The 25,694-nt window shown below is 72.3% G+C and carries 22 protein-coding genes; 14 read left to right on the forward strand and 8 right to left on the reverse strand.

Annotation, left to right across the window (positions count from 1 at the left end; genetic code table 11):
* Positions 1–23 precede the first annotated feature (23 nt).
* Both ACFYOY_RS19045 and ACFYOY_RS19050 read right to left on the reverse strand, forming a co-directional pair.
* On the reverse strand, positions 24–2,744 hold the full coding sequence (locus ACFYOY_RS19045) for a helix-hairpin-helix domain-containing protein (protein WP_388588191.1): 2,721 nt from the start codon (positions 2,742–2,744) through the stop codon (positions 24–26).
* Complete coding sequence (locus ACFYOY_RS19050; RefSeq protein WP_351885873.1) at positions 2,741–3,721, reverse strand: aldo/keto reductase; 981 nt, start codon at positions 3,719–3,721, stop codon at positions 2,741–2,743. Before ACFYOY_RS19050 ends, ACFYOY_RS19045 begins: the two co-directional genes overlap by 4 nt.
* 127 nt (positions 3,722–3,848) lie before the next feature.
* On the opposite strand from ACFYOY_RS19050, the gene ACFYOY_RS19055 reads away from it, so the two are divergent.
* The 3 genes from ACFYOY_RS19055 to ACFYOY_RS19065 all read left to right on the forward strand — a co-directional run bounded on the left by ACFYOY_RS19055 (position 3,849) and on the right by ACFYOY_RS19065 (position 6,487).
* Entirely contained in the window at positions 3,849–4,898 is a 1,050-nt protein-coding gene (locus ACFYOY_RS19055; RefSeq protein ID WP_351885870.1) for an LLM class F420-dependent oxidoreductase, read from the forward strand.
* Positions 4,899–5,399: 501 nt separating this feature from the next.
* Positions 5,400–5,564, forward strand: a complete 165-nt coding sequence (locus tag ACFYOY_RS19060; RefSeq protein ID WP_388588196.1) for a hypothetical protein — start codon at positions 5,400–5,402, stop codon at positions 5,562–5,564.
* A gap of 116 nt (positions 5,565–5,680) precedes the next feature.
* Positions 5,681–6,487, forward strand: coding sequence for a ferritin-like domain-containing protein (locus ACFYOY_RS19065; protein WP_388588367.1), 807 nt, complete (start codon positions 5,681–5,683; stop codon positions 6,485–6,487).
* Between the two features lie 96 nt (positions 6,488–6,583).
* Here the strand turns inward: ACFYOY_RS19065 and corA are convergent, their stop codons facing one another.
* Entirely contained in the window at positions 6,584–7,576 is a 993-nt protein-coding gene (gene corA / locus ACFYOY_RS19070) for a magnesium/cobalt transporter CorA (RefSeq protein ID WP_351885864.1), read from the reverse strand.
* Between the two features lie 97 nt (positions 7,577–7,673).
* Between corA and ACFYOY_RS19075 the strand changes: the two genes are divergently transcribed.
* From ACFYOY_RS19075 to mshC, 4 genes are all read left to right on the forward strand, one after another.
* Positions 7,674–8,369: a histidine phosphatase family protein gene (locus tag ACFYOY_RS19075; protein WP_351885861.1), complete on the forward strand. Its 696-nt coding sequence runs from the start codon at positions 7,674–7,676 to the stop codon at positions 8,367–8,369.
* A 124-nt stretch (positions 8,370–8,493) separates the two neighbouring features.
* Positions 8,494–9,084: a DUF3090 domain-containing protein gene (locus tag ACFYOY_RS19080; RefSeq protein WP_078640529.1), complete on the forward strand. Its 591-nt coding sequence runs from the start codon at positions 8,494–8,496 to the stop codon at positions 9,082–9,084.
* On the forward strand, positions 9,048–9,938 hold the full coding sequence (locus tag ACFYOY_RS19085; RefSeq protein WP_351885858.1) for an SCO1664 family protein: 891 nt from the start codon (positions 9,048–9,050) through the stop codon (positions 9,936–9,938). Before ACFYOY_RS19080 ends, ACFYOY_RS19085 begins: the two co-directional genes overlap by 37 nt.
* A 215-nt stretch (positions 9,939–10,153) precedes the next feature.
* Positions 10,154–11,383, forward strand: coding sequence for a cysteine--1-D-myo-inosityl 2-amino-2-deoxy-alpha-D-glucopyranoside ligase (gene mshC / locus ACFYOY_RS19090; protein ID WP_351885855.1), 1,230 nt, complete (start codon positions 10,154–10,156; stop codon positions 11,381–11,383).
* A 224-nt stretch (positions 11,384–11,607) separates the two neighbouring features.
* Here mshC and ACFYOY_RS19095 read toward each other — a convergent pair whose 3' ends face one another.
* Positions 11,608–12,753, reverse strand: a complete 1,146-nt coding sequence (locus ACFYOY_RS19095; RefSeq protein ID WP_351885852.1) for a PAC2 family protein — start codon at positions 12,751–12,753, stop codon at positions 11,608–11,610.
* A gap of 218 nt (positions 12,754–12,971) precedes the next feature.
* Between ACFYOY_RS19095 and ACFYOY_RS19100 the strand changes: the two genes are divergently transcribed.
* The 7 genes from ACFYOY_RS19100 (at position 12,972) to ACFYOY_RS19130 (ending at position 20,845) form a co-directional block, all read left to right on the forward strand.
* Positions 12,972–14,399, forward strand: a complete 1,428-nt coding sequence (locus ACFYOY_RS19100; RefSeq protein ID WP_388588203.1) for an enolase C-terminal domain-like protein — start codon at positions 12,972–12,974, stop codon at positions 14,397–14,399.
* On the forward strand, positions 14,396–15,172 hold the full coding sequence (locus tag ACFYOY_RS19105; RefSeq protein ID WP_208517859.1) for an SDR family NAD(P)-dependent oxidoreductase: 777 nt from the start codon (positions 14,396–14,398) through the stop codon (positions 15,170–15,172). Before ACFYOY_RS19100 ends, ACFYOY_RS19105 begins: the two co-directional genes overlap by 4 nt.
* A 117-nt stretch (positions 15,173–15,289) precedes the next feature.
* Positions 15,290–16,324, forward strand: coding sequence for a sugar ABC transporter substrate-binding protein (locus ACFYOY_RS19110; protein ID WP_351885847.1), 1,035 nt, complete (start codon positions 15,290–15,292; stop codon positions 16,322–16,324).
* A 2-nt stretch (positions 16,325–16,326) separates the two neighbouring features.
* On the forward strand, positions 16,327–17,913 hold the full coding sequence (locus tag ACFYOY_RS19115) for a sugar ABC transporter ATP-binding protein (RefSeq protein WP_388588207.1): 1,587 nt from the start codon (positions 16,327–16,329) through the stop codon (positions 17,911–17,913).
* Positions 17,910–18,947 (forward strand): ABC transporter permease, encoded by a 1,038-nt coding sequence (locus tag ACFYOY_RS19120; protein ID WP_351885841.1) that lies wholly within the window; start codon positions 17,910–17,912, stop codon positions 18,945–18,947. Before ACFYOY_RS19115 ends, ACFYOY_RS19120 begins: the two co-directional genes overlap by 4 nt.
* Before the next feature lie 24 nt (positions 18,948–18,971).
* On the forward strand, positions 18,972–19,991 hold the full coding sequence (locus ACFYOY_RS19125; protein ID WP_388588210.1) for an aldo/keto reductase: 1,020 nt from the start codon (positions 18,972–18,974) through the stop codon (positions 19,989–19,991).
* Between the two features lie 2 nt (positions 19,992–19,993).
* Positions 19,994–20,845: an amidohydrolase family protein gene (locus tag ACFYOY_RS19130; protein WP_351885838.1), complete on the forward strand. Its 852-nt coding sequence runs from the start codon at positions 19,994–19,996 to the stop codon at positions 20,843–20,845.
* Positions 20,846–20,867: 22 nt separating this feature from the next.
* On the opposite strand, the gene ACFYOY_RS19135 is transcribed toward ACFYOY_RS19130, so the two are convergent.
* The 4 genes from ACFYOY_RS19135 to glpK all read right to left on the reverse strand — a co-directional run bounded on the left by ACFYOY_RS19135 (position 20,868) and on the right by glpK (position 25,671).
* Positions 20,868–21,539, reverse strand: a complete 672-nt coding sequence (locus ACFYOY_RS19135; protein ID WP_093460521.1) for a FadR/GntR family transcriptional regulator — start codon at positions 21,537–21,539, stop codon at positions 20,868–20,870.
* Between the two features lie 159 nt (positions 21,540–21,698).
* Positions 21,699–22,169 carry a hypothetical protein gene (locus ACFYOY_RS19140; RefSeq protein WP_059148619.1) on the reverse strand — a complete coding sequence of 157 codons (471 nt, stop codon included), beginning with the start codon at positions 22,167–22,169 and terminating at the stop codon, positions 21,699–21,701.
* A 340-nt stretch (positions 22,170–22,509) separates the two neighbouring features.
* Complete coding sequence (locus tag ACFYOY_RS19145; RefSeq protein ID WP_351885834.1) at positions 22,510–24,120, reverse strand: glycerol-3-phosphate dehydrogenase/oxidase; 1,611 nt, start codon at positions 24,118–24,120, stop codon at positions 22,510–22,512.
* A 3-nt stretch (positions 24,121–24,123) separates the two neighbouring features.
* The gene (gene glpK / locus ACFYOY_RS19150) at positions 24,124–25,671 is read right to left on the reverse strand and encodes a glycerol kinase GlpK (RefSeq protein WP_345622202.1); all 1,548 of its coding nucleotides are present in this window, start codon (positions 25,669–25,671) and stop codon (positions 24,124–24,126) included.
* Positions 25,672–25,694 lie beyond the last annotated feature (23 nt).

Below are 25,694 nucleotides of genomic sequence, written 5' to 3' on the forward strand. Positions count from 1 at the left end.
GCGGGCCGGGACCGGGCCGCCGGTCAGCCCGCGGAACCGGCCGGGACCTGGGCCTGGAGCAGGGCGCGCAGCCGAGTGGTGCGCTCCTTGAAGGGGATCTCCGCCACCGCCCGGGGCAGCGCCGCCTCCGCGCCGTGGACCACCGACAGATGGCGCTCACCGCGGCTGAAGGCCGTGTAGATCCAGGCGCGGGTCAGCCCCGCCGTGGCGTCGCCCGGCAGCACCACCACGGCCGCGGGCCAGCGCGCTCCGGCCGCCTGGTGCGCGGTGAGGGCCCAGCCGTGCCGCACCAGCTCACCGACCTCCCTGCGTGGCACCACGACGGGGCCGCCCGCGCAGTCCAGCCGCAGCCCTTCGGCGTCCGCCGAGACCACCGTGCCCGGCACCGTACGGCCCGGGGCCGGGGTGTACGCCACGCGGTCGCCCGGGTCGAAGCCGCCGAACTGGCCGGGGCCGGGGTTGAGCCGGGTCTTCAGGGCGGCGTTGAGCGCGCGGGTACCGGCCGCGCCACCGTGGCCCGGGGTGATCACCTGGGTCTGCTCCGCCGGGATGCCGATCGCACGGGGCACCGAGTCGGCGACGAGCTGCACGGTGCGGTGCACCGCCTCGCCCGCGTCCCGCACGGGCACGATCACGACCTCCTTGCCGGGCGCCTCCACCTGGTTGAGCTCGCCGATCCCGATCCCCGAGACCAGCTCGCCGATCGGGCCCGGGTCGGGGGTGCGGGAGACGACCTGCGGGCAGCGGCGGGCCGCCACCAGATCCGCGAAGACCCGGCCGGGGCCGGCCGACCACAGCACCCCGGGGTCCCCGCTCAGCACCAGACGGGCGCCGTCCGGCAGCGACTCGACGAGCATCGCGGCCGTTTCCACATCGAGCTGCGGGGCGTCGAGCACGGCGAGCAGATCGAGCGCGAGCGCGCCCTCCTCGTCGCGTCCGGGGCCCTCGGCGTCGGCCAGCAGCCCGGCGACGGTGACGGCCGCGGAGACGGCCTCCGGGTCGGCGCCCGGGGCCTCGCTCAGCGAGGCGGCCAGCCGCCGCCTGCCGTCCTCGCTGTGCGCGGCCGCGAAGGCCCGCAGGCCCAGGGCGCGGGCGGCGGCGACCAGCGCCGCCGGTTCGGCGCGCGCCGACTCGCCACCGCTGTGGGCGACCAGGCCGTGGGCCGCGACCGTACGGATCAGCTCCGCGGCGGAGGCGGTCGGCGCGGTGGCGGCCGCGCTCTCCCACTCGGGCGCGCCGGGGCCGCCCGCGGGCGTCTCACCGTTCGTTGCGCCGCCCTGCGGTGGGACGAAGGTGCTCGGCAGCCGGGCGAGAGCGTCGGCCAGGCTCTCCTCCGCCAGGGCATAGCGGTCCAGCCCCAGCAGCACCCGCACCGGCTGCTCGGCGTCCTCGTCGTCGGCCGCCTGGGGACGGGCTCCCGGCGGGGCGTCGAGCGCGTCCTGGAAGACCAGGACCGCGCCTTCCGCGATCGCGGTGCGCAGCGCCTCGTCCGGGTCCGGCACGGACACCTTGGCGAGCGCGTCGCGCAGCGTGGACGACTCCAGCGCGGTGTGTCCTTCGAGCGCGGCGCGCTCCAGCAGCCAGCCGGTGAGCGCCAGCGCACGGCGCTCGTCGCCGGGCTCGCAGGCCGGGCCGAGGAGGGCGCGGGCGAAGCCGTCCGCCTGGTCGGGGCGCACACCGGGCACGGCCAGCAGCTGCCAGGGGTCCTCGCGCAGCGCCTCGGCGGCGCGCTCGCCGAGGGTTTCGGCGACCGGCCCGGCCAGGCTCTCGGGGGCTCCGCCCGCCGCGAGCACCTGGCGGACGTCCCCGCTGCCGGGGATCTCGCCCTCCGGCCCGGGCGCCGGGCGAGCCGACGGCGGCCGCACGGGAGCGGGCGCCGCCGCACGGGGCCGCTCGCGCACGGGCGCGGCGGGGGCCGCGGGCGCCGCCGGACGGCGCGCGGGGGCGTCGTTGAAGAACGACGCCGCCGACCGCTCACCGCTCTCCACGGCCCGTACGGCAGCGGCCAACGCCTCAGCCGCCGCCGACCGCCGCCCCTTGCCGCCCGCCCCGTCCCCGGGGGCAGGCGGAGTCGGCTCGCGGTCGGCATTCCCGCCGTGGCCGCCCGCTCCCGTAGTGGGGCCGTCGGCCTCGCCTGCCGGGGGCTGTTGACCGTCGGCACCTCCGGGGGCGTGAGAGCCCGTTCCGGCGGTGGGTGCCTCGGCGTCGCCGCCCCCGCCTCGTGCGGGGGCGGCCGCCCCCGAGTCGCTCCGGCCCGCGCCCGGGGGAGCACCCGCGCCACCGGGGCCGCCCTGTCCGGCGGCTTCGGAAGCACCGGCGCCCGCGCCCGGGGCCGCGTCAGCGCTCGCCTCTGCTGGGCCTGACGGCTGCGTGCCTCCGGAGTCCTGGTCCGCCTCTGGGCCGCCGGATGTGCCGTGCCCGGCGGGCGAGGTCGGCTCGCGGTCGGCGCTCCCGCCGTGGGTGCCGCCCGTTCCGGCGGCGGAAGCCTGGGTAGCGTCGGCCCCGCCTCGTGTGGCGGCCGCGGTCCCCGCGCCGCTCCGGTCCGCCCCCGAGGGGGCGCCCGCGCCGCCGGACCCGCTGTGGTCGTCCGGGGTGTGGTCCGGGTCCGTCCCCGCGGTGGCGGGGCCTCCGGGCCCGCCCGGGGCCGGGGTCCCGGTGCCGGGCGGCTCCGCCGGCTCGGGGCGATTGGGCTCGGCCTCCTCGGGCGCGGATGCGGCCTCGCCGGCGAGGCGGTCGGTACTCACAGCGTGCTCCAGTCCTGATCGGGATAGCGGTGCACGGGCGCCGACACATCGTCGAGCGCCTGGCAGATCTCGTCCGGAAGACTAAGGCTCTCCGCCGACAACGCCGCCCTCAGCTGCTGGGCGTTGCGCGCGCCGACGATCGGCGCGGTGACACCAGGGCGGTCGCGGACCCAGGCGAGTGCCACATTGAGCGCGGTGGTCGCCAGGCCGTCCGCGGCTATGGCGACCGCCTCGACGATCCGGCTCGCCTCCTCGTCCAGATACGGGGCGACGAAGGCCGCGAGCTCGGAGGCGCCGCGCGAGTCGGCGGGCGTCGTATGGCGGTACTTGCCGGTGAGCACACCGCGGCCGAGCGGCGAGGACGGCAGCAGCCCGACGCCGAGGTCGAGGGCGGCGGGCAGCACCTCGCGCTCCACACCGCGCTGGAGCAGTGAATACTCCATCTGCGTGCTGGCCAGCCGGGTGTGCGCACCCGAGGAGGCCAGCTGCCAGGTGGCGGCCTTCGCGAGCTGCCAGCCGCTGAAGTTGGACACCCCCGCATAGCGGGCCCGGCCGCTGCTGACCGCGATGTCGAGCGCCTGCAGGGTTTCCTCGAGCGGGGTGAACGGGTCGAAGGCGTGCACCTGCCAGAGGTCGACGTAATCCGTGCCCAGCCGCTCCAGGGAGGCGTCCAGCGCGCCCAGCAGATGGCCGCGCGAACCGTCGAAGCGGCGGTCCGGATCGGGCACGCTGCCGGCCTTGGTGGCGATCTGCAGATCGCGCCGCGGCAGCAGCCCCTCCAGCAACTGCCCCAGGAGGTATTCGGCGCCGCCGTCCGCGTAGACATCCGCGGTGTCGACCAGTGTCCCGCCCGCCTCCCAGAACGCCTTGAGCTGATCCGCGGCGTCGTGTTCGTCCGTGTCCCGCCCCCAAGTGAGCGTGCCGAGCCCGAGCCGGGAGACGCGCAGGCCCGTGCGGCCGAGGTGCCTTAGCTCCATGAACGTCGAGATTACTGTCCGGATAGCGCCCCGTGGCAGCCTGTGGATAACCCACCCCTGACGTATCCCGGCCATGCGCGCTAGAGTCCCCGGAACAGCGACGTTACTGATCAGTAAGGGGTGCGGTATGAGGCTCGGCATCAACCTCGGCTACTGGGGCGCCGGAATGGACGCGGACAACCTCGAGGTCGCCCGCGAGGCCGACCGGCTCGGCTATGCCGTCTGCTGGGCCGCCGAAGCCTACGGTTCGGACGCGGCCACGGTCCTCGCGTGGGTCGCCGCGCAGACGGAGCACATCGACGTCGGCTCCGCCATCTTCCAGATTCCGGCCCGTACCCCCGCCATGACGGCCATGACCGCCGCCACCCTCGACACCCTCTCCGGCGGCCGCTTCCGTCTCGGGCTGGGCGTCTCGGGGCCGCAGGTGTCCGAGGGCTGGTACGGGACGCGGTTCGACAAGCCGCTCGCCCGCACCCGCGAGTACGTGGAGATCATCCGCAAGGCGATGTCACGCGAGCGGCTGACGCACGAGGGCCAGAACTGGACGCTGCCGCTGCCCGACGGCCCCGGCAAGCCCCTCAAGCTGACCGTGCACCCGGTGCGGGAGTACATCCCGCTGTACATCGCGGCCATCGGCCCGAAGAACCTGGAGCAGACCGGCGAGATCGCCGACGGCGCCCTGGTCCTCTTCTACGCGCCCGAGCACGCCGAGGCGACCACCCTCAGCTCGCTGCGCGCGGGCCGGGAGAAGGCGGGCAAGGACCTCGAGGGCTTCGACGTGGTGCCCACCGTGCCCATGGCCCTGGGCGAGGACGTGCGCGCCCTCGCCGACCAGTTCCGCCCGTACACGGCGCTCTACGTGGGCGGTATGGGCAGCGCCAAGCAGAACTTCTACAACAAGCTCGCGCAGCGCATGGGGTATGAGAAGGAGGCCGCCGAGATCCAGGAGAAGTACCTCTCCGGGGACAAGGAGGGTGCCGCCGCGGCCGTCCCCCACGAGCTGATCGACTCCACCTCGCTGCTCGGCCCCGTCGAGCGCATCGCGGACCGTATGCAGGCGTACGCGGAGGCCGGGGTCACCACCCTGTCCCTCACCCCCGCGGGCTTCACACTGGAGGAGCGCCTCGCCGGGCTGCGGGCGGGCGTGGAGGCCCTGGAGCGGGCCGGGGTCGCGTAAGGGCCGCGAGCGGCCACGACGAGGGCCGCTGAGGGCCCGCGACGGCGCTCACACGCTCACAAGGAGTGGCAAGCCGCACAGCGGCCGTCGCGGGCCCCGGGGCTTCTCTTTTGGATCAGCGTGCAGGACCACAGGAAGATGCCTGCCACCCCGGCGGGGTGCTGGTGCGCCCGCACGATGGTGGACGCAGGGACTTCCTCACCGGGATCCCGCCCACCAGCACGACCTTCGAGGTGTCGAGCTCTTCCGCCCGGAGGCGATGGTCGAGGTCGAGGTCGTCGCGGCGGTCGGCCCTCACCCAGGAGCGTGAGGGTCCCCGGATCAGCCGGGGAACAGGTCCTCGACCGCGCGGCGCAGTGTCTCGCGTACCGCCTCGCCCTGGTCCGTCGCCGATCAACGTCAGGGTGTCGATCGGGGCGGCGCGCGGGTTTTGCCCTCCCGGGCCGCGTCCATGGCCGCGCGGACCCGTCCGGCCATCGGCCTGCTGGGCGGGATGACCGGGTGGGGCGGGCGGAGTCGGCTCGGCGCCGCGCCGGAGAGTTCTGCGGCCGTGGTGGGGGCTCGGGGGTCTTCCCCGCCACGGCCGTCGTCCAGCACAACGCCTCCGTCGCCCAGGAGTTACGGGGACGCGGCACCCACACCGTCCTCCGTTCGGCCGAGCCGTGAGCCTCAGCTGTTGCCGCCGCGCCTACCGGGCCGTTGACTTTTTCTGCGCAGCCCCTGCGTGGATGTCGGCACGGAAGCGCACGGCGGCGCACGACAAGCGCACGGAGGTGGCGGCGATGCTCTCGGCGAAAAGAGTGTTCCAGGAGATCCTCGACAACGACGAGTCGTTCCGGCTCTTCTGCTCCGTCGCGGCCAGCGGGGAGGCCCAGGGAGGCTGGGAGAACGGCCGGATCGCCGCCCTCGTGCCCGAGAGCCTGCGCGACCTCGCCCCCAAGATCGCCCGCCATGGTGCCGACGAGGACAAACATGGCCGGATCTTCAACGCCCTGCTGAGCAAGCGCGATCTGGAGCCCATGGAGGTGCCGCGCGAGGCCGACTACACGATGCTCCTGGAGGCGCGCGGCATCGGCCTCGCCCATGACAAGCTGCGCCGCGACGAGCCGCTCACCGAGCACGACATCGTGATCTACCTCGCCCACAGCAGGGTCACCGAACAGCGCGCCTCCGCCCAGATGGTGATGTTGCGCAGGTACTTCGGCGACCACCCCGACCTCGGCCGCGCGGTGCGCATGATCGCCGAGGACGAGGACAACCACCTCGCCTACTGCCACGAGGAGCTGCTGCGCCTGGCCGCCGCCGGGTACGGCCGGACCATCCAGCGGGCCCTGCGGGAGAGCGCGCTCGTCGAGATGGAGGTCTACCGGGACGTCAGCCTGGCCGTGATGGCCCAGATGGGGCGCATTCTCGGCTGGCCCAAGCCGAAGTCCGCGCTGTTCGCGGCCGGGATCCACGCCCTGCACGTGTACGAGCGGCTGGGCGGCTGGCGGCGCATGGTGTCCCTGCGGATGCCCGAGCGGCGCAACGCGCTCGGCGGGCCCGCGCAGAGCGCTTCCGGGGCATCCGAGGCGCCCGAGTTCGTCTGAGCCTGACCACGGTTTCGTCCGAGCCCTACGACGGGCCCGCGGGCGCGCCCAGGACAGGTGCCGCCGGCACGGTCGGCGCCGCCGAACCGCGCCGGCTCAGAGCCACCCGCGGCGCTTGAACCAGCGGTACAGCACGGCGATCACACCCCCCATGAGCGCGACCACCCCCGGGTATCCCCAGGGCTGCTTCAGCTCGGGCATATGCTCGAAATTCATGCCGTAGATCCCGGCGATCATCGTCGGCACCGCGGCCATCGCCGCCCATGCCGAGATCTTCCGCATGTCGTCGTTCTGCCGCACGCCCATCTGCGCGAGATGGGCGGAGAGGATGTCCGACAGCAGCCGGTCCAGCCCCTCCACATGCTCGTTCACCCGGGTCAGATGGTCGCTGACATCGCGGAAGAACGGCCGGGAGCCCTCGTGCACGAACGGCACCCCGGCGCCGGTGAGCCGCTCCATCGGCTCCCCCAACGGCCCGGTCGACCGGCGGAATTCCATCACCTCGCGCTTGAAGGCGTAGATCCGTCCGGCGGTGTTCTGCCCGGCGCCCGCGTTCGGGGCGAACACCTCCGTCTCCAGCTCCTCCAGGTCCCCGTGCAGCGCGTCGGCCACGTCCAGGTAGTGGTCCACGACCGCGTCGGAGACCGCGTACATCACCGCCGTCGGACCGTGCTGCAGCACCTCGGGCATCTTCTCCAGCCGGTCCCGCACCGTGCCGAGCGGATTCGCTTCGCCGTGCCTTACGGTCACCACGAAGGAGTCACCGACGAAGACCATCAGCTCACCCGCTGTGACCGTGCCGGCCTTGTCGTCGTGCTGGATCGGCTTGAGCACCAGGAACAGCGAATCGTCATAGACCTCCAGCTTCGGCCTCTGGTGGGCGCACAGGGCGTCCTCCACGGCCAGCGGATGAAGTCCGAACTCGCTGGTGACCAGCTCGAACTCCTTCTCGGTCGGCTCATGCAGGCCGATCCACAAGAAGGCGTCCCCACTCGCGCGCGCCTCATCGAGGGCGTCGGAGAAGTCGGCGGGTCCCTCGGTGCGGCACCCGTCCCGGTAGATGGCACAATCCACGATCACGCAGCGCATTCTGCCTCGCGTGATGGCGGTACGCACAGGGGGCCCTTGTGCGGGATCGGTGCGCATGGCCGCTGAGCGGCGCCGGAGGGGCCGTAGGGTGGCAGGCATGCCCATGCTGATCCTCGTACGGCACGGCCGGTCCACCGCCAACACCGCGGGCGTCCTCGCGGGCTGGACTCCCGGTGTCGCCCTCGACGAGCGCGGTGCGGCCCAGGCCGCGGCGCTGCCCGGCAGGCTGGCCGGGCTGCCCCTGGCCGCCGCCGTCACCAGCCCCTTGCAGCGCTGCCGGGAGACGCTGGCCCCGCTGCTCGCCGCCCGCCCCGAACTGCCGCTGCACCCCGACGACCGGATCGGGGAGTGCCACTACGGCGACTGGTCGGGCCGTAAGCTCGCCGAGCTCGCCGATGAACCACTGATGAACATCGTCCAGCAGCATCCGTCCGCCGCCGCCTTCCCCGGTGGCGAGTCCATGCGCGCCATGCACACGCGCGCGGTCGAGGCGGTGCGCGACTGGAACGCCCGGATCGAGCGGGAGCACGGCGCCGACGCGGTCTATCTGATGTGCTCCCACGGGGACGTCATCAAGGCACTGGTCGCGGACGCCCTGGGACTGCATCTCGATCTCTTTCAGCGGATCTCGGTCGAGCCCTGTTCGGTCACCGCGATCCGGTACACCCCGACCCGGCCCTTCGTCGTCCGGCTCGGCGACACCGGCGACTTCGCGGGGCTGGCCCCGCGCGAGGCGACCACCGGGGACCGGGGCGGGGACGCGGCGGTGGGCGGCGACGCGGGAGCACCGTGATCTCCGTGCGCAGTAGGGTGGTGCCGCGGTGCGAGGGCGCCGTGACAGCCCTGACCGGGCGGTCGTGGCACCCAGCGGTCAGCAGTCAGTCAGCCGAGCAGTCGAACCAAAATGGAGCAGGACGTTGTCCCGTCAGGTGTTCCTCTATGACCCGCCGGACCGATTCGTCGCCGGTACGGTCGGGCTGCCTGGTCGCCGTACCTTTTTCCTGCAGGCGTCCGCCAGCGGCCGGACCACCAGTGTCGCCTTGGAGAAGACGCAGGTCGCCGCCTTGGCCGAGCGGATAGACGAGCTGCTGGACGAGGTGGTGCGGCGCACCGGCGGAAACGCCCCGGTCCCCGCCGTCGCGCCGACCGAACTCACCGACACCGCACCGCTGGAAGCCCCCGTGGAGGAGGAGTTCCGGGTCGGCACCATGGCACTCGCCTGGGACGGCGAGGAACAGCGGATGATCGTCGAGGCGCAGGCGCTGGTCGAGCTGGAGGCCGAGTCCGAGGAGGACCTGGCCGAGGCCGAGGAGCGGCTGCTCCAGGACGATGTGAACGGCCCGCCCATGTTGCGGGTGCGGCTCACCGGGACGCAGGCGCGGGCGTTCGCCAAGCGCGCCCTGGAGGTCGTCAACGCCGGCCGGCCGCCCTGCCCGCTGTGCAGTCTGCCGCTCGACCCGGAGGGACACGTATGTCCGCGCCAGAACGGATACCGCCGCGGAGCCTGACGCCGCCGGCCCCGTCCGAGCTGCTGGCTCTCGGTGAGCTGACGGTGCGCGGACAGGTCCGGGAGGCGTCCAACGCGGTGCTGTACTGCACGGTCGAGTACGACGGCCACAGCGCCCCCTGCGTCTACAAGCCGGTGGCCGGGGAGCGGCCGCTGTGGGACTTCCCGGACGGCACGCTCGCCCAGCGCGAGGTCGCGGCGTACGAGATCTCCGAGGCCACCGGCTGGGGCCTGGTGCCGCCCACCGTGCTCCGCGACGGGCCGTACGGGCAGGGGATGTGCCAGCTCTGGATAGAGGTCGAGGTGGCCCCCGACGGGGCGGACGGCGACGGGTCCGCGGACGGCGACGGCGACGGCGAGGGGACCGGGGGAGCGGAGCTGCTCGCGCTCGTCGAGGGCGACGAACCGGGCCCCGGCTGGAAGGCCGTGGGCTACGCCGAGGTGGGCGAGGGCCGCACGGCGCTGCTGGTCCACGCCGACGACGTACGGCTGCGCCGGCTGGCCGTCCTCGACGCGGTGATCAACAACGGCGACCGCAAGGGCGGCCATCTGCTGCCCGCGGCCGGTGGCCGGCTCTATGCGATTGATCACGGAGTGACCTTCAACGCCGACGACAAGCTGCGCACGCTGCTGTGGGGCTGGGCCGGGGAGCCGCTGCCGGACGATGTGCTGGAGGTGCTGCGCCGGTTGGCGGACCAGCTGGCCGACGGCGGTCCGCTCTGCGCCCGGCTGGCGGAGCTGATCACCGGGGCCGAGATCGAGGCTTTGAGGGCCCGTGTGGCCACGCTGCTGCGGACCGGGAAGCACCCCGAGCCCAGCGGCCAGTGGCCCGCCATCCCCTGGCCGCCGGTCTGAGGCGGCCGGGCCCGCTCCGGGTCCCCCGGGCGCCGGACTGAGCGGACTGGCCCGTTCCGCCTCCGGGCGGCACTCCCCCGCGTCCCCGCCCGGCAGCAGGAGAACGCAGCTCAGGGCGCCCATGCAGCTCACGGGCGCATCCACAAGACCGCCCATCCGGCCAACACCGCTGGTCCGGTTCGTATACGGACGCTGCATCCGGTTACGCTCATTGCATGTATGCCTGGCCCGCTTCTGAGGTTCCCGCCCTGCCCGGCAGTGGCCGGGACCTGAGCATTCACGACACCGCGACCGGGGGACGGATCACTCTGACCCCCGGTCCCGTCGCGCGCATCTACGTCTGCGGGATCACCCCGTACGACGCGACCCACATGGGTCATGCCGCGACCTACAACGCGTTCGACCTCGTTCAGCGCGTATGGCTCGACACCAAGCGCCAGGTCCACTACGTCCAGAACGTCACGGACGTCGACGACCCCCTGCTGGAGCGGGCCCAGCAGAACGGCGACGACTGGACGGCCCTCGCCGAGCGCGAGACCGCCCTGTTCCGCGAGGACATGACGGCCCTGCGGATGCTGCCCCCGCGCCACTACATCGGCGCCGTCGAGTCGATACCGGGCATCGTGCCGCTCGTGGAGCGGCTGCGCGACCTGGGCGCCGCCTATGAACTCGAAGGCGACATCTACTTCTCCGTGGAGTCCGACCCCTCCTTCGGCTCGGTCAGCCGGCTCGACGCCGAGGCCATGCGGCTGCTGTCCGCCGAGCGCGGCGGCGACCCGGAGCGCCCCGGCAAGAAGAACCCCCTCGACCCGATGCTGTGGATGGCCGCCCGTGACGGCGAGCCGAGTTGGGACGGCGGATCGCTCGGCGCCGGCCGTCCCGGCTGGCACATCGAGTGTGTGGCCATCGCCCTGGACCACCTCGGCATGGGCTTCGATGTGCAGGGCGGCGGATCCGATCTCGCCTTCCCGCACCATGAGATGGGCGCCTCGCACGCCCAGGTGCTCACCGGCGAGCGGCCGTTCGCCAAAACGTATGTGCACGCCGGGATGGTGGCCCTGGACGGCGAGAAGATGTCCAAGTCCAAGGGCAATCTGGTCTTCGTCTCGGCGCTGCGCCGCGACGGTGTGGACCCGGCGGCCATACGGCTCGCGCTGCTGGCCCACCACTACCGCTCGGACTGGGAGTGGACGGACGGGGTGCTGCGGGAGGCCGAGGAGCGCCTCGGCCGATGGCGTGCGGCCGTCTCGCGGCCGGACGGGCCCTCGGCCGCCGCGCTGGTGGAGGAGATCCGCGAGGCGCTCTCGAACGACCTGGACTCCCCGGCCGCCCTGGCCGCCGTCGACCGCTGGGCCGCCGCGCAGACGGCCACCGGCGGTACGGACGAGGGGGCGCCGGGGCTGGCCTCGCGCGCCGTGGACGCGCTGCTGGGCGTGGCCCTGTGACGCGGCGTCGTATCGCCGCACCGCGATGACGGTGAACGCGTGAGCCCGCGCCGGGGTCCCCCGGCGCGGGCTCGTCGCTGCGCCCCGTGTGCCGTGCCACGGGCTGACGTGGGGCGTGTGACGCCGTGCGTCGCGTGGCACCGTGCGTGGTGTGGCCCGTGGGTCGTGTGGTCCCGTGCGTCCTGTGGAGCGTGGCGTACGCGCGCGGCGGCGCGGTAGTGGGGCTACCGGCCGGAGCCGGACCCCTCGTCCCCGTCGCCGTCCGTGCCGCCCTCGTCGCGGCGGGAGGCGTCCTGGCCCTCGCCACCCTGGGCGTCGTCCGGACCCTGGGCGTCGTCCGGGCCCTTGGCGTTGTCCTCGGCGCCGCCGTTGTCCTGGGCGTCGTTGGCCACCTCGTCCTTGGGAGACGCCTTACGCGGCCGCCCATGGCCCGTGGAGGGATCCCGCAGATAGGGGGTGCCCGGGCCGCTCTCCCGGCCCTCCGCGAGACCGCCGCTCTCGGTCGCGTGGCCGCCCGGGCCGGGCTGGCCGTCGCGCCGCCTCAGATAGCGCTCGAATTCGCGGGCGATGGCCTCGCCCGACGCCTCCGGCAGTTCGGCGGTGTCCCGCGCCTCCTCCAGCGACTGGACGTACTCGGCGACCTCGCTGTCCTCGGCGGCCAGCTGGTCCACGCCCAGCTGCCAGGCCCGTGAGTCCTCGGTCAGCTCGCCGAGGGGGATGCGCACCGAGATGAGGTCCTCGAGGCGGTTGAGCAGCGCCAGGGTGGCCTTCGGATTCGGCGGCTGCGAGACGTAGTGCGGCACGGCCGCCCACAGGCTCACCGCCGGGACGCCGGCGTGGGCGCAGGCCTCCTGGAGGACTCCGACGATCCCGGTCGGGCCCTCGTAGCGGGTCTCCTCCAGATCGAGGGTGCGGGCCAGGTCGGGGTCGGAGGTGACCCCGCTGACCGGCACCGGCCGGGTGTGCGGGGTGTCGCCGAGCAGTGCGCCGAGGATGACGACCATCTCCACGCCCAACTCATGGGCGTAGCCGAGGATCTCGTTGCAGAACGACCGCCAGCGCATGCTCGGCTCGATACCGCGCACCAGCACCAGGTCCCGGGACTTCTCCCCGGTGTCCGCCCGGACCACCGAGAGCCGGGTCGTCGGCCAAGTGATCTTGCGTACGCCGCCCTCCAGGGCAACGGTGGGCCGGTTCACCTGGAAGTCGTAGTAGTCCTCGGCGTCGAGCGAGGCGAAGACCTCGCCCTTCCACTCCCGGTCCAGGTGCGCGACCGCGGTCGAGGCGGCGTCTCCGGCGTCGTTCCAGCCCTCGAAGGCACAGATCATGACCGGGTCGATCAGCTCGGGAACCCCCTCAAGCTCGATCACCCAGCGCCTCCTTCCGACCGGGGCGGACGGATCGGTGCCGCCTCCAGCTGCAGTTCCCATTGCGTGCCACCCAAGCCTACGGCTTTCCGGTGCTCCGGCCGCAGCCCCTGTCCAGGACCACTAAGAGATTCATCCGATCTGTCCTTTGAAAGTTCAGGCGCACCTCTGGACGAAACCCTTCGCGCAGCGCTATACATCGGATCATCGCGAAAGGTCCGATGTTCTCTCTCGCGCATCGTTTCAGGGAGCACCCATTGAGTCTGCGTCCATCCGTCACCGAGCTCGAGGTCCATGACATCCGGTTTCCCACCTCGGAGCAGCTCGACGGCTCGGACGCCATGAACCCGGACCCCGACTACTCCGCCGCCTATGTCGTGCTGCGCACGGATGCGGGGGAGGGGGCGGCATCCGAGGGACACGGCTTCGTCTTCACCATCGGCCGCGGCAACGATGTCACCGCGGCCGCCATCCGCTCTCTCCGCTCCCATGTGGTGGGCCGTCCCGCGCCGCTGACGGCGGCCGATCTGGCCGCCCTGCACCGTGAGCTGACCCATGACTCGCAGCTGCGCTGGCTCGGGCCGGAGAAGGGCGTCATGCATATGGCGGCGGGCGCGGTGGTCAACGCCGCCTGGGATCTCGCCGCCCGGCAGGCGGGCAAGCCGCTGTGGCAGTTCCTCGCCGCGATGTCGCCCGAGGAGCTGGTCGAGCTGGTCGACTTCCGCTACCTCACCGACGCGCTCACGCGTGACGAGGCGCTCGCCATCCTGCGCGCCGCCGAGCCCGGCCGCGCCGAGCGCGCCGCGCTGCTGCGCGAGCGGGGCTACCCCGCCTACACCACCTCGCCCGGCTGGCTCGGCTACTCCGACGAGAAAATGATCAAGCTGGCGCAGGAGGCCGTCGCCGACGGCTTCGGCCAGATCAAGCTCAAGGTCGGCGCCGATCTCGACGAGGACCTCAGGCGGATGCGGCTCGCGCGCGAGGCGGTCGGCCCCGATGTGCGCATCGCCGTGGACGCCAACCAGCGTTGGGACGTGGCGGAGGCGGTGCGCTGGATGAGCGCCCTGGCGCCGTACGACCCGCACTGGATCGAGGAGCCCACCAGCCCGGACGACGTCCTCGCCCACGCCGCCATCCGCGCCGGACAGCCGGTCAAGGTCGCCACCGGTGAGCATGTCGCCAACCGCGTGGTCTTCAAGCAGCTGCTCCAGGCCGAGGCGGTCGACTTCGTCCAGATCGACGCGGCCCGGGTCGCCGGGGTGAACGAGAACCTCACGATCCTGCTGCTCGCCGCCAAGTACGGACGTCCGGTGTGCCCGCACGCGGGCGGCGTCGGGCTGTGCGAACTCGTCCAGCATCTGGCCATGTTCGACTTCGTGGCCGTATCGGGCAGTTGGGACGACCGGGTCATCGAGTATGTCGACCACCTCCACGAGCACTTCGCCGATCCCGTGGTCATCGAGTCGGGCCGCTACCGCACCCCGACCGCGCCGGGCTTCTCCGCCCGTATGTACCCCGAGTCGATCGCCGCCTACCGCTATCCGGACGGGCCCGAATGGCGGGCCCGTCTCGCGGGGCCCGAACCGGCACCGCACGCACCCGCACCGCACGTACCCGCACAGCCCGTACGACAGGAGGACAACCAGTGACCACCGGCGACTTCGAAGGGCTGGCCGCGCTCGTCACCGGCGGCGCCTCCGGTATCGGCGCCGCCATCGCCGCCACGCTGCGCGACCGGGGAGCGCGGGTCGCCGTGCTCGACCGCGATCCGTCGGGCGCCCCGGACGGCACGCTGCCGCTCAAGGCCGACGTCACCTCCGACGAGGCGATCAGGACCGCGGTGGACGCGGCGGTGACCGAGTTCGGCGCCCTGCACACCCTCGTCGGCAACGCGGGCATCGGCGCGATCGGCAGCGTCGAGGACAACTCCGACGAGGAGTGGCACCGGCTGCTGGACATCAATGTGCTGGGCCTGGTCCGCACCGCGCGGGCCGCGCTGCCCCATCTGCGCGCCGCCGCGGCGGACCGGCCCGGCGCCGTCTCCATCACCCACACCTGCTCGATCGCCGCCACCGCCGGACTGCCGCAGCGCGCCGCCTACAGCGCCAGCAAGGGTGCGGTGCTGTCGCTGACCCTCGCCATGGCCGCGGACCACATCCGCGAGGGGGTCCGCGTCAACTGCGTCAACCCCGGCACCGCGGACACCCCGTGGGTCGGCCGGCTGCTCGACCAGGCCCCGGATCCGGCGGCCGAGCGCGCCGCCCTGGAGGCCCGTCAGCCCACCGGACGGCTGGTCTCCGCTGACGAGGTGGCCGCCGCCGTCGCGTATCTCGCCAGCCCCGCCGCCGCGGCCGTCACCGGCACCGCGCTGGCCGTCGACGGAGGGATGCAGGGACTGAGGCTGCGCCCCGCATCCTCCTGAGACACCGCCTCCACCCCGGACACCGCCTCCACTCTGGACAACGGCTTCGCCGGACGCTACGCCCAAGACCAGCACCAGCCGCACCACTCGACCCAGAACGACCAAGGACGGGACTCGATGACGAGACTCCGCACCACCGGCACCGCCGCCTGCGCCGTGCTGCTGGCCGTCGCAGCGCTCACCGGCTGCAACCGCGAGAGCAATGGCGCCGGCGGCGGCAAGGTCGGCATCGACATGCCGCGGACGGACACCGACTTCTGGAACTCCTACCAGCAGTACCTGGAGAAGGGTGTCGACAAGGGCACCGTCTCCGCGCTGCCGCTGTCCAACTCGCAGAACGACATCTCCAAGCTGGTCGCCAACGTCCAGGCGTTCACCGACCAGGGCGCCAAGGCGATCGTCATGGCCCCCCAGGACACCGGCGCCATCTCCTCCACGCTGGAACAGCTGGAGGAGAAGAAGATCCCCGTGGTGAGCGTGGACACCCGGCCCGACTCCGGCAAGATCTACATGGTGGTACGGGCCGACAACCGGGCGTACGGCACCAAGGCGTGCGAGTACCTCGGCGAGAAGCTGGGCGGCAAGGGCCGGGTCGCCGAGCTCCAGGGCGACCTCAGCTCCATCAACGGCCGGGACCGCTCGCAGGCGTTCGCCTCCTGCATGAAGAAGAAGTACCCCGGCATCAAGGTGCATGAGCTGCCCACCGACTGGAAGGGCGATGTGGCCTCCGCCAAGCTGCAGAGCCTGTTGGCCCAGCACAAGGACATCAACGGCATCTACATGCAGGCGGGCGGCGTCTTCCTGCAGCCCACGCTCGCACTGCTGGAGCAGAAGCGGCTGCTGAAGCCGGCCGGTTCGGACAAGCACATCACGATCATCTCCAACGACGGGATACCCGAGGAGCTGGACGCGATCCGCTCCGGGAAGATCGACGCCACGCTCTCCCAGCCCGCCGACCTCTACGCCCAGTGGGCCCTGAACTACGCGAAGGCCGCTCTGGACGGCAAGACGTTCAAACCCGGCCCCACCGATCACGGCTCCAACATCATCAAGATCGAGAACGGTCTGGAGGACCAGCTCCCGGCGCCGCTGGTCACCAAGGAGAACGTCGACGACAAGAAGCTGTGGGCCAACCAGCTCGAGAAGAAGTGACCATGGGCACGGTCGAGCAGCCCGCCGTGGTGCGGGCCCAGGGCATCGTCAAACGGTTCGGTCCCACCGTCGCCCTGGACCAGGCCCGGCTGGCCGTACGGCCCGGGGAGGCCCATGCGCTCGTCGGGCGCAACGGGGCGGGCAAGTCCACGCTGGTGTCCGTACTGACCGGGATGGAGCGCCCGGACGAGGGCGAGGTCACCTTCGGGGGCGAGCCCGCCCCCGGCTACGGCGACACCGCCGCCTGGCAGCGCAGGGTGGCCTGCGTCTACCAGAAGTCGATGGTGGTTCCGGACCTGACGGTCGCCGAGAACCTCTACCTCAACCGCTTCCCGGGGGCGCGCCACATCCGCTGGCGCGCCCTGCGCGAGGACGCCCGCGCGCTGCTGACCGAGTACGGCGTGGAGGTGGATCCGCAGACGCGGGCGAAGGATCTCAGCGTCGAGCAGCGGCAGTTCGTGGAGATCGCCCGTGCCCTCTCCTTCGGCGCCCGGCTGATCATCCTCGACGAGCCCACCGCCCAGCTCGACGCGGGCGGAATCGACCGGCTCTTCGCCAAGCTGCTCGAGCTGCGCCGGCAGGGGGTGGCCTTCCTGTTCATCTCGCACCATCTGCAGGAGGTCTACGAACTCTGCGACACCGTCACCGTCTTCCGCGACGCCCGGCATGTGCTCACCGCCCCGGTCGCAGACCTCCCCAAGGAGGAGCTGGTGGCGGCGATGACCGGGGATGACGGCGCGGTGCCCGGGGGCGACTCCCGGGTGGCCGTCCGCGCCCCCGTCGCCCGTAAGGAGGCCGACCCGGGTGGGGAGCCGGTGCTGCGCACCGAAGGGCTCACCCTGGAGGGCGAGTTCGACCCGCTGGACCTGGTGGTGCGCCCCGGCGAGGTGCTCGGCCTGGCCGGGGCCACGGCCAGTGGCAACACGGCGGTCGGCGAGACCCTGGTGGGCTTGCGCAAACCGGCCGGCGGGCAGCTGTCGGTGCGCGGCCGCCCGGTGCGCCCCGGCAGCGTGCCGCACGCCATCGACGCGGGCATCGGCTACGTCCCGGAGGACCGGCACGACCAGGGCCTGGTCCTGGGCCGCAGCGTCGCCGAGAACGCCACCTTGACCGTCACCGACCAACTCGGGCCCTACGGCATGGTGCTGCCCTCCCGGACCCGTGCCTTCGCCCAGCGGATGATCACCTCCCTGGACATCAAGACCTCGGGCCCCTCGCAGCCCGTTTCGGGTTTGTCCGGCGGAAATCAGCAGAAGGTCGTCATCGCGCGGGCACTGGCCCGTGAGCCGAGCCTCCTGGTCGCGATCCGCCCGACCGCCGGGGTGGATGTGAAGTCCAAGGACGCCCTGCTCGGCGTCGTACGGGATGTCGCCGCGGCCGGGAGCGGCGCGGTCATCGTCTCCGACGAACTGGACGATCTGCGGGTCTGCGACCGGATCCTGGCGTTCTTCCACGGGCGGGTGGTCGCGGAGTTCGGCAGTGGCTGGAGCGACCGTCAGCTCGTCGCCGCCATGGAGGGCATGACGGAGCCGGGCACCGGCGGCACGGCGGGGGACACAGAAGACCGCACAGAAGGAAGGCAGTCATGACCGATACCGCACGCCAGCGGACCGCCGAGGCGGTGGCTGACGGTCCGGCGGGGCGGGGCCGGCCGCGGATCGACCTCGCGCGCTGGCGCGATCTGTCACTGGTCCCCGTGATCTTCGTCCTCGGGGTCATCGGTTTCATCGTCTCGCCCGCCTTCCTCACCGAGGACAACCTGATCGGCGTCGTCCAGCAGTCCACCGAGCTGGGGCTGCTGGTGCTGGGCGAGGCGCTGATCCTGATCAGCGGGCGGATGGACCTCTCGCTGGAGTCGACCATCGCCGTGGCGCCGGTGATCGCCCTGTGGCTCGTCCTGCCCGATCACGGGGCCCGGTTCGAGGGCCTGGGGCTGCTGCCGGTGTGGACCGCCATACCGCTGTGCCTGGCGGTCGGGGCGCTGATCGGCGCGGCCAACGGCTTCCTGATGCTCAAGCTGCGCGTCAACGGCTTCATCGCGACCCTGGGCATGCTCACCATGCTGCGCGGACTGCAGGTCGGCGTCGCCGAGGGCCAGTCGATCGTCAACGTCCCCGAGTCCTTCCGCTACCTCGGCAAGGCCGACTGGCTGGGCGTGCCCGCCGCCGTGTGGATCTGCCTGGGGCTGTACGCCCTCGGCGGCCTGGCGCTGGGCTATCTGCGGCACGGGCGCGCGCTGTACGCGATCGGCGGCAACCCGGAGGCCGCGCGTGCGGCGGGTATCCGGGTGGACCGGATCACCTGGATCGTGCTGAGCGTCGGCGGACTCCTCGCCGCCTTCGCGGGCATCCTCTACACCGGCCACTACGGTTCGGTCGCCGCGACCCAGGGCAACGGCTGGATCTTCCAGGTGTTCGCCGCGGCGGTCATCGGCGGAATCAGCCTCAAGGGCGGCCGCGGCACGCTCTTCGGCGCGCTCACGGGCGTGCTGACGCTGCAACTGGTCGTCAATGTGATGACCCTGGGCGGGGTACCGCCCCTGTGGAACCAGTTCATCAACGGCTCGATCATCATCGTCGCGCTGATCATCTCCCGCTACGCCAGCGGCGAGAAGCAGGACTGAGAGCCGGTCGGGAGGAAGCCAATGATGGACGACGGAGGACGGCCGCCGAGCGGCCCGCGCGAACTGGGGCGCTCGGGGGTGCGCGTACCACCCCTGGGCCTTGGCTGCGCGCCGCTGGGCAATCTCTACGAGGCGGTGCCGGAGGAGCGCGCGCGGGACACCGTAAGGGCGGCGTTCGACACCGGCCTCACCTATATGGACACCGCGCCGCACTACGGCGTCGGTCTGTCCGAAGAGCGGCTGGGGCGGGTGCTGGCCGGGCGCGAGCGCGCCTCGTACACCCTCTCCACCAAGGTGGGGCGGCGGCTGCGGCCGCGCGCCCCGGGGGAGCCCGTCCAGTCGGACGGGTTCGCCGACACCCCCGACCGGGTCCGCGAGTGGGACTTCACCCGGGACGGCATCCGCGCCACCCTCGAGTCCTCCCTGGAGCGGCTCGGGGTCGACGCCCTGGACATCGTCTACGTCCACGATCCGGAAGACCACATCCGTGAGGTCTATGAGACGGGCTTCGCGGCGCTGGCCGAGCTGAAGCAGGAGAAGCTCGTCCGGGCCATCGGCTTCGGCATGAACCACAGCGACCTCCTCGCCCGGTTCGTCGCCGACTTCGATGTGGACGTCGTGCTGTGCGCCGGGCGCTGGACGCTGCTGGACCGCACCGCCCACGACGATCTGCTGCCGGTGTGCGAGCGGCGCGGTACCTCCGTGGTGGTCGGCGGGGTCTACAACTCCGGGCTGCTCGCCGATCCCGCCCCCGGGGCCCGCTACGACTACCAGCAGGCGCCGCCCGAGCTCCTGGCGCGGGCCCAGCGGCTGGCCGAGGTGTGCGCCGAGTACGAGGTGCCGCTGCGGGCCGCCGCGCTGCGCTTCCCCTTCGGCCATCCCGCGGTGGCCGCGGCGGTGGTCGGCTGCGCCACCCCGGCCGAAGTCCGGGACAACGCCGAGCTGTTCACCCACCACATCCCCGATGAGCTGTGGCAGGCTCTGGTGGCGCGCGGGCTGCTCGACGACGACATCCCGCTGCCGGTCCCAACCCCCGAGGAGTGACCTTGCCTCGCCGTATCGACGCCCACCACCATCTGTGGGACCTGACCCGCCGCGAGCAGCCCTGGATGGACGGCCCGTGGGCCGAACCCATCCGCCGCACCTTCACCCCGGACGATCTCGCCCCGCATCTGGACGCCCATGGGATCGGCGCCACCGTCGTCGTCCAGTCCAGCTCCTCCGTCGAGGAGACCCGGGAACTCCTGGCCCTGGCGGGCGGGTCGGACCGGATCGCGGGCGTCGTCGGCTGGGCCGACCTCACCGATCCCGGGGTGGGCGAGGTGCTCGCGGAGCTGGCCGCCGGGCCCGGCGGCGACCGGCTGGTGGGCCTGCGCCACCAAGTGCAGGACGAGCCGGATCCGCGCTGGCTGGACCGCGACGACGCCCGCCGGGGGCTCGCCGCCGTGGCCGACGCGGGGCTGGTCTACGACCTGCTGGTCACCCCGCGCGAGCTCCCCGCGGCCATCGACGCCGTCCGCGAGCTGCCGCAGGTGCGCTTCGTCCTGGACCACGCCGCCAAACCGCCCGTGGCGAGTGGTGAGCGCGACCTCTGGGCCCGGCAGCTCACCTCGCTCGCGGCCCTGCCAGGCGTCGACTGCAAGCTGTCCGGACTGGTCACCGAGGCCGACTGGGACGGCTGGAAGCCGGAGCAGGTGCTGCCGTACGCGCAGCACGTCCTGGACGCCTTCGGGCCCGGCCGGGTGCTGTTCGGCTCCGACTGGCCGGTGTGCGTCCTGGCCGCGACCTACGACGAGGTGGTGTCCCTCGCGGAGCGCGCCACCCGCCGGCTCGGCGAGGACGAGCGCGCCGCCGTCTTCGGCGGCAACGCGGCCCGCGCCTACGGCCTCCAGCCGTAAGGCGCGCGCCGCCTGCCGGGGTTCACAGGGTGGAGCGCAGCCACTGCTCCACGCTGGCGATGTGCACCGTCGCCCAGGACCGTGCCGCCTCCGCGTCGCGGTCCCGCAGCGCGGAGAGGATCGCCCGGTGCTCATGGAGGGTGCGGCTGACCGCGTCCTCCTGGGTCAGACCGCGCCACACCCGGGCCCGGGTGGTGGGCCCGGAGAGCCCGTCGAGCAGTGAGCACAGCACCGAGTTGCCCGAGCACTGGACGATGCCGCGGTGGAATTCCAGGTCGCAGGCGACCAGTTCCTCCACCGAGGGCTCCTGCCCGAGCGCGTCGAGCTGCGCCTGGAGCCGGTCCAGCTCGGCCTCGCTGATCCGGGTGGAGGCCAGCGCCGTGGCCGCGGGCTCCAGGATCCGCCGTACCGCCAGGAACTCCAGTACGGTGTCATCGCGGTGGAAGTCCACGACGAAGCTCAGCGCCTCCAGCAGCAACTGGGGGTCGAGGCTGGTCACATAGGTGCCGTCGCCCTGGCGTACGTCGAGGATCCGGATCAGCGACAGGGCCCGCACGGCCTCGCGCAGCGAGTTGCGGGACAGCCCGAGATCGGCGGCCAGCTCACTCTCCTTGGGGAGCCGGTCACCGGGACGCAGCGCGCCCGAGACGATCATGCCCTTGATTTTCTCGATCGCCTCGTCGGTGACCGCCATGGTGGACCTCCCCGGAGCCAAACATCCGATGTATCAGGGGTCCATTATGACTTATGGCGCGCGCGAAACCGGCGGCGTCTGCCGGGGACGCCGCCGGTCCGCTGTGACCTACTGCCGGGAGGGCCCGAAGAGGGGCTCAGGGCCGGTTCATCGGATGGCTCAGAAGGTGAACGGCCCCGGGTTCTGGGGCGAGGTGGCGGTGCAGTTCACCGTGATCAGGCCGAAGATGACCAGCTTGAGCGACTTGGCCTCCAGGACGTCGCCCGCGGCCACCGTGCCCTTGAGCGGGCCGGTGGTCACGTCGGAGCCGGTCGGGATCGCCGGGTTGGCGTTGCCGGTGAAGGTGGCGGTCCCGGAGCCGTTCTTCGACAGCGTCAGCGTCGAGCTCACCGAGCCCGCCGGAACGTCGATCGGAGCCTTGATCGCTCCCGAGGACAGGGTGATGGTCGCGGCCGTCCCGCTCTGCGTGGCCGTGAGGGTGGCCAGGCCCGACCCGTAGGTCCCGCAGTCGGCGGTCAGGGTCGCGGTCGTGGGGTCGACCGCGGACGCGGTCGGCGCCAGCGCCAGTGCGCCGGCGGCCAGTGCTGCTGTTCCCATTGCCGTGCTGATCCCGAGCTTGAAGCGTCTCATGGGACTGCCTTCCGGAGTGGGGGAGTGCGCTGATGTGTGGGGGTTCCCGCCCGTCATCCACGGGCGATGTCATTGATGCGCGCACCGCCGAAGAAGGCAAGAGCGATTCAGCAGATTTTTAACGCACGAGTAAGTCTGCGGCTGGCCCAGAGGGTCACGGCCAACTTCCTTACAGCCGACGGAACTTGGGAAGCCTCAGGTCAGCTCCGCGGCGTGCGGGACGCCCCCGGCGCACCACCGGGGCGAGCCGGCCGCGGCCCCGAACCGAGTCCGGCGGCCGGGCGAGAAGACGTTTCCTCTCACCCGGCCGCCCGGACCTGGGAAGGCGGCCCCGCGGGGGTCAGGGTCGCTTGGCCAGCAGGTCCTCGACCCGGCTCCGGATGTCCTCGGAGTCCAGGCCGCGGATGGTCAGGGTGGTGCGGCGGCGCAGTACGTCGTCCGCCGTGCGCGCCCACTCGTAGTCCCGGGCGTAGACGACCTGCGCCCAGATCTCCGGGGCGTCCGGGTGGACGCGCTCCGCGAGCGCCGGGTCGCCGCTGGCCAGCCGGGCGATGTCGAAGGAGAGCGAGCCGTAGTGGGTCGCCAGGTGGCGGGCGGTGTCGGCGGCCATGCGCGGGCCGGGGGTGCCGCCGTCCACCAGCAGCCGGTGCTCGACGGCGTGCGGATTGGCCAGGCCCGGCAGCGGCATGTGCTTGGGCAGCTGCTTGACCGGCTCCATGTCGTCGGCGAGCGGGCGGCCCGGCAGCTCGGCCAGCTTGTGCATCACGGTGCGGCCGATGTGGCGGAAGGTGGTCCACTTGCCGCCGGCTATGGAGAGCATCCCGCCCTTGCCCTCGGTGACCACGGTCTCGCGCTTGGCCTTGGCGGTGTCGCCGGGGCCGCCGGGCAGCACCCGGAGCCCCGCGAAGGAGTAGGTGATCAGGTCGCGGGAGAGCTGCTGGTCGCGGATGGAGAAGGCCGCCTCGTCCAGGATCTGGGTGATGTCCGCCTCGTTGACCGCGACATCGGCCGGGTCGCCTTCGAACTCCTCGTCCGTGGTGCCCAGCAGCAGCATGTCCTCCCAGGGGAGGGCGAAGGTGATGCGGTACTTGTCGATCGGGGTCGCCAGCGCCGCCCGCCAGGGGGAGGTGCGCTTGAGGACCAGATGCGCGCCCTTGGACAGCCGGATCGACGGTGCCGCGTTCGGGTCCTCCATCCGGCGCAGATGATCCACCCAGGGGCCGGTGGCGTTGAGCACCAGACGGGCGTTCACCCCGAACTCGGTGCCGTCGGTGCGGTCCTTGAGCTCGGCGCCGGTGACCCGGCCGTCGCTCTTGCGCAGGCCCACGACCTCGGCGTGGTTGAGGACGGTGGCGCCCGCCTCCACGGCCGCCCGGACCGTCATCAGGGCCATGCGGCTGTCGTTCATCTGGCCGTCGCCGTAGACCGCGACCGCCTTGAGGTTCTCGGTGCGCAGCTCCGGGACGTCGCGCGCGGCCCGCTCGGCGCCGATCACATGGCCGACGCCGTCGCGGAACGCGGAGAGCGCCGAGTAGGCGAAGACACCCGCGCCCAGCTTGGCCGCGCCGTGCGGGCCGCCCTTGTAGACCGGGAGGTAGAAGGTGAGCGGGTTGGCCAGGTGCGGGGCGACGGTACGGGAGACCGCGCGCCGCTCGAAGTGGTTCTCGGCGACCAGCTTGACCGCGCCGGTCTGGAGATAGCGCAGGCCGCCGTGGAGCAGCTTGGAGGAGGCGGAGGAGGTGGCGCCGGCGAAGTCACCGGCGTCCACCATCGCCACCCGCAGCCCGGACTGCGCGGCGTGCCAGGCAGTGGTGATGCCCAGAATGCCGCCGCCGATCACCAGGAGGTCGTACGTCGCCTTGGAAAGCTGTTCCCGGGTTTCGGCTCGGCTCGGGTTCGAACCGGCAGCCGGGTGCGTTCCGAGGGACGGAACGCTCTGCAGGGTGGTCATTGATTACTCCTCGTCTTCAATCCAGCCCATGGTCCGCTGCACGGCCTTGAGCCAGTTCTTGTACTCGCGGTCGCGGACGTCCGCGTCCATTCGGGGGGTCCATTCGGCCGCCCGGCGCCAGTTGGCGCGCAGGGCGTCGGTGTCCGGCCAGAAGCCGACGGCCAGACCGGCGGCGTAGGCCGCGCCGAGGCAGGTGGTCTCGGCGACCATCGGGCGCACCACCGGTGCGTCCAGGGCGTCCGAGAGGGTCTGCATCAGAAGGTTGTTGGAGGTCATGCCGCCGTCGACCTTGAGCGCGGTGAGCTCGACCCCGGAGTCCTTGGTCATCGCGTCGACGATCTCGCGGGTCTGCCAGGCGGTGGCCTCGAGGACGGCGCGCGCGATGTGCGCCTTGGTGACATAGCGGGTCAGGCCCGCGATCACGCCGCGCGCGTCGTCCCGCCAGTACGGGGCGAACAGGCCAGAGAAGGCGGGCACGAAGTACGCGCCGCCGTTGTCCTCGACGGAGCTGGCGAGGGTCTCGATCTCGGCGGCGCTGTTGATCAGGCCCATCTGGTCCCGCATCCACTGCACCAGCGAACCGGTGACCGCGATCGAGCCCTCCAGGGCGTAGACCGGCTTCTCGTCGCCGATCCGGTAGCCGACGGTGGTCAGCAGCCCGTTGTAGGAGTTGACCGGCTTCTCGCCGGTGTTCATCAGCAGGAAGGTGCCGGTGCCGTAGGTCGACTTGGCCTCGCCCTCGGCGTAGCAGGTCTGGCCGAAGAGGGCCGCCTGCTGGTCGCCGAGCGCCGAGGCGACCGGCACGCCCGCCAGGATGCCCTCGGCCGTGTGGCCGTAGACCTCGGCGGAGGAGCGTATCCGCGGCAGCACGGCGGCCGGGATGTCCATCGAGGTGAGGATCTTCTCGTCCCAGTCGAGGGTGTGGAGGTTCATCAGGAGGGTGCGGGAGGCGTTGGTGACGTCGGTGACGTGCACGCCGCCGTTGACGCCGCCGGTCAGGTTCCAGATGACCCAGGAGTCCATGGTGCCGAAGAGGATGTCGCCCGCCTCGGCCCGCTCGCGCAGCCCCTCGACGTTGTCGAGCAGCCAGCGGATCTTGGGACCGGCGAAGTAGGAGGCCAGCGGGAGGCCGGTCTCGCGGCGGAAGCGGTCCTGGCCGACGTTGCGGCCGAGCTCGCGGCAGAGGGCGTCGGTGCGGGTGTCCTGCCAGACGATGGCGTTGTGCACCGGCTCACCGGTCTTGCGGTCCCACAGCAGGGTGGTCTCGCGCTGGTTGGTGATGCCGATCGCCTTGACGTCGATGGCGGTGATGCCGGCCTTGCTGATGGCGCCGGCGACGACCTCCTTGACGTTCTCCCAGATCTCGGTGGCGTTGTGCTCCACCCAGCCGGGCTTGGGGAAGATCTGCTCGTGTTCCTTCTGGTCCACCGAGACGATGCGGCCGTCGCGGTCGAAGACGATGCAGCGGCTGGAGGTGGTGCCCTGGTCGATGGCCGCGATGAACGGGCCCTGGCCGTGGGACGAGGCACTCGTGGTGTGGGTGTCGGTCATGATCTGCTGCTCTCCTGCGGGTG

Source organism: Streptomyces sp. NPDC007875 (assembly GCF_042868035.1).
GTDB lineage: Bacteria > Actinomycetota > Actinomycetes > Streptomycetales > Streptomycetaceae > Streptomyces > Streptomyces antimycoticus.

Excerpts from the sequence above, each read along its gene's own strand:
- ACFYOY_RS19050 (WP_351885873.1), bottom strand. The coding sequence starts at position 3,721 with ATGGAGCTAAGGCACCTCGGCCGCACGGGCCTGCGCGTCTCCCGGCTC.
- ACFYOY_RS19055 (WP_351885870.1), top strand. The coding sequence starts at position 3,849 with ATGAGGCTCGGCATCAACCTCGGCTACTGGGGCGCCGGAATGGACGCG.
- ACFYOY_RS19065 (WP_388588367.1), top strand. The coding sequence starts at position 5,681 with ATGCTCTCGGCGAAAAGAGTGTTCCAGGAGATCCTCGACAACGACGAG.
- corA (WP_351885864.1), bottom strand. The coding sequence starts at position 7,576 with ATGCGCTGCGTGATCGTGGATTGTGCCATCTACCGGGACGGGTGCCGC.
- ACFYOY_RS19075 (WP_351885861.1), top strand. The coding sequence starts at position 7,674 with ATGCCCATGCTGATCCTCGTACGGCACGGCCGGTCCACCGCCAACACC.
- ACFYOY_RS19085 (WP_351885858.1), top strand. The coding sequence starts at position 9,048 with ATGTCCGCGCCAGAACGGATACCGCCGCGGAGCCTGACGCCGCCGGCC.
- mshC (WP_351885855.1), top strand. The coding sequence starts at position 10,154 with ATGTATGCCTGGCCCGCTTCTGAGGTTCCCGCCCTGCCCGGCAGTGGC.
- ACFYOY_RS19100 (WP_388588203.1), top strand. The coding sequence starts at position 12,972 with ATGTTCTCTCTCGCGCATCGTTTCAGGGAGCACCCATTGAGTCTGCGT.
- ACFYOY_RS19110 (WP_351885847.1), top strand. The coding sequence starts at position 15,290 with ATGACGAGACTCCGCACCACCGGCACCGCCGCCTGCGCCGTGCTGCTG.
- ACFYOY_RS19115 (WP_388588207.1), top strand. The coding sequence starts at position 16,327 with ATGGGCACGGTCGAGCAGCCCGCCGTGGTGCGGGCCCAGGGCATCGTC.
- ACFYOY_RS19120 (WP_351885841.1), top strand. The coding sequence starts at position 17,910 with ATGACCGATACCGCACGCCAGCGGACCGCCGAGGCGGTGGCTGACGGT.
- ACFYOY_RS19125 (WP_388588210.1), top strand. The coding sequence starts at position 18,972 with ATGGACGACGGAGGACGGCCGCCGAGCGGCCCGCGCGAACTGGGGCGC.
- ACFYOY_RS19135 (WP_093460521.1), bottom strand. The coding sequence starts at position 21,539 with ATGGCGGTCACCGACGAGGCGATCGAGAAAATCAAGGGCATGATCGTC.
- ACFYOY_RS19140 (WP_059148619.1), bottom strand. The coding sequence starts at position 22,169 with ATGAGACGCTTCAAGCTCGGGATCAGCACGGCAATGGGAACAGCAGCA.
- ACFYOY_RS19145 (WP_351885834.1), bottom strand. The coding sequence starts at position 24,120 with ATGACCACCCTGCAGAGCGTTCCGTCCCTCGGAACGCACCCGGCTGCC.
- glpK (WP_345622202.1), bottom strand. The coding sequence starts at position 25,671 with ATGACCGACACCCACACCACGAGTGCCTCGTCCCACGGCCAGGGCCCG.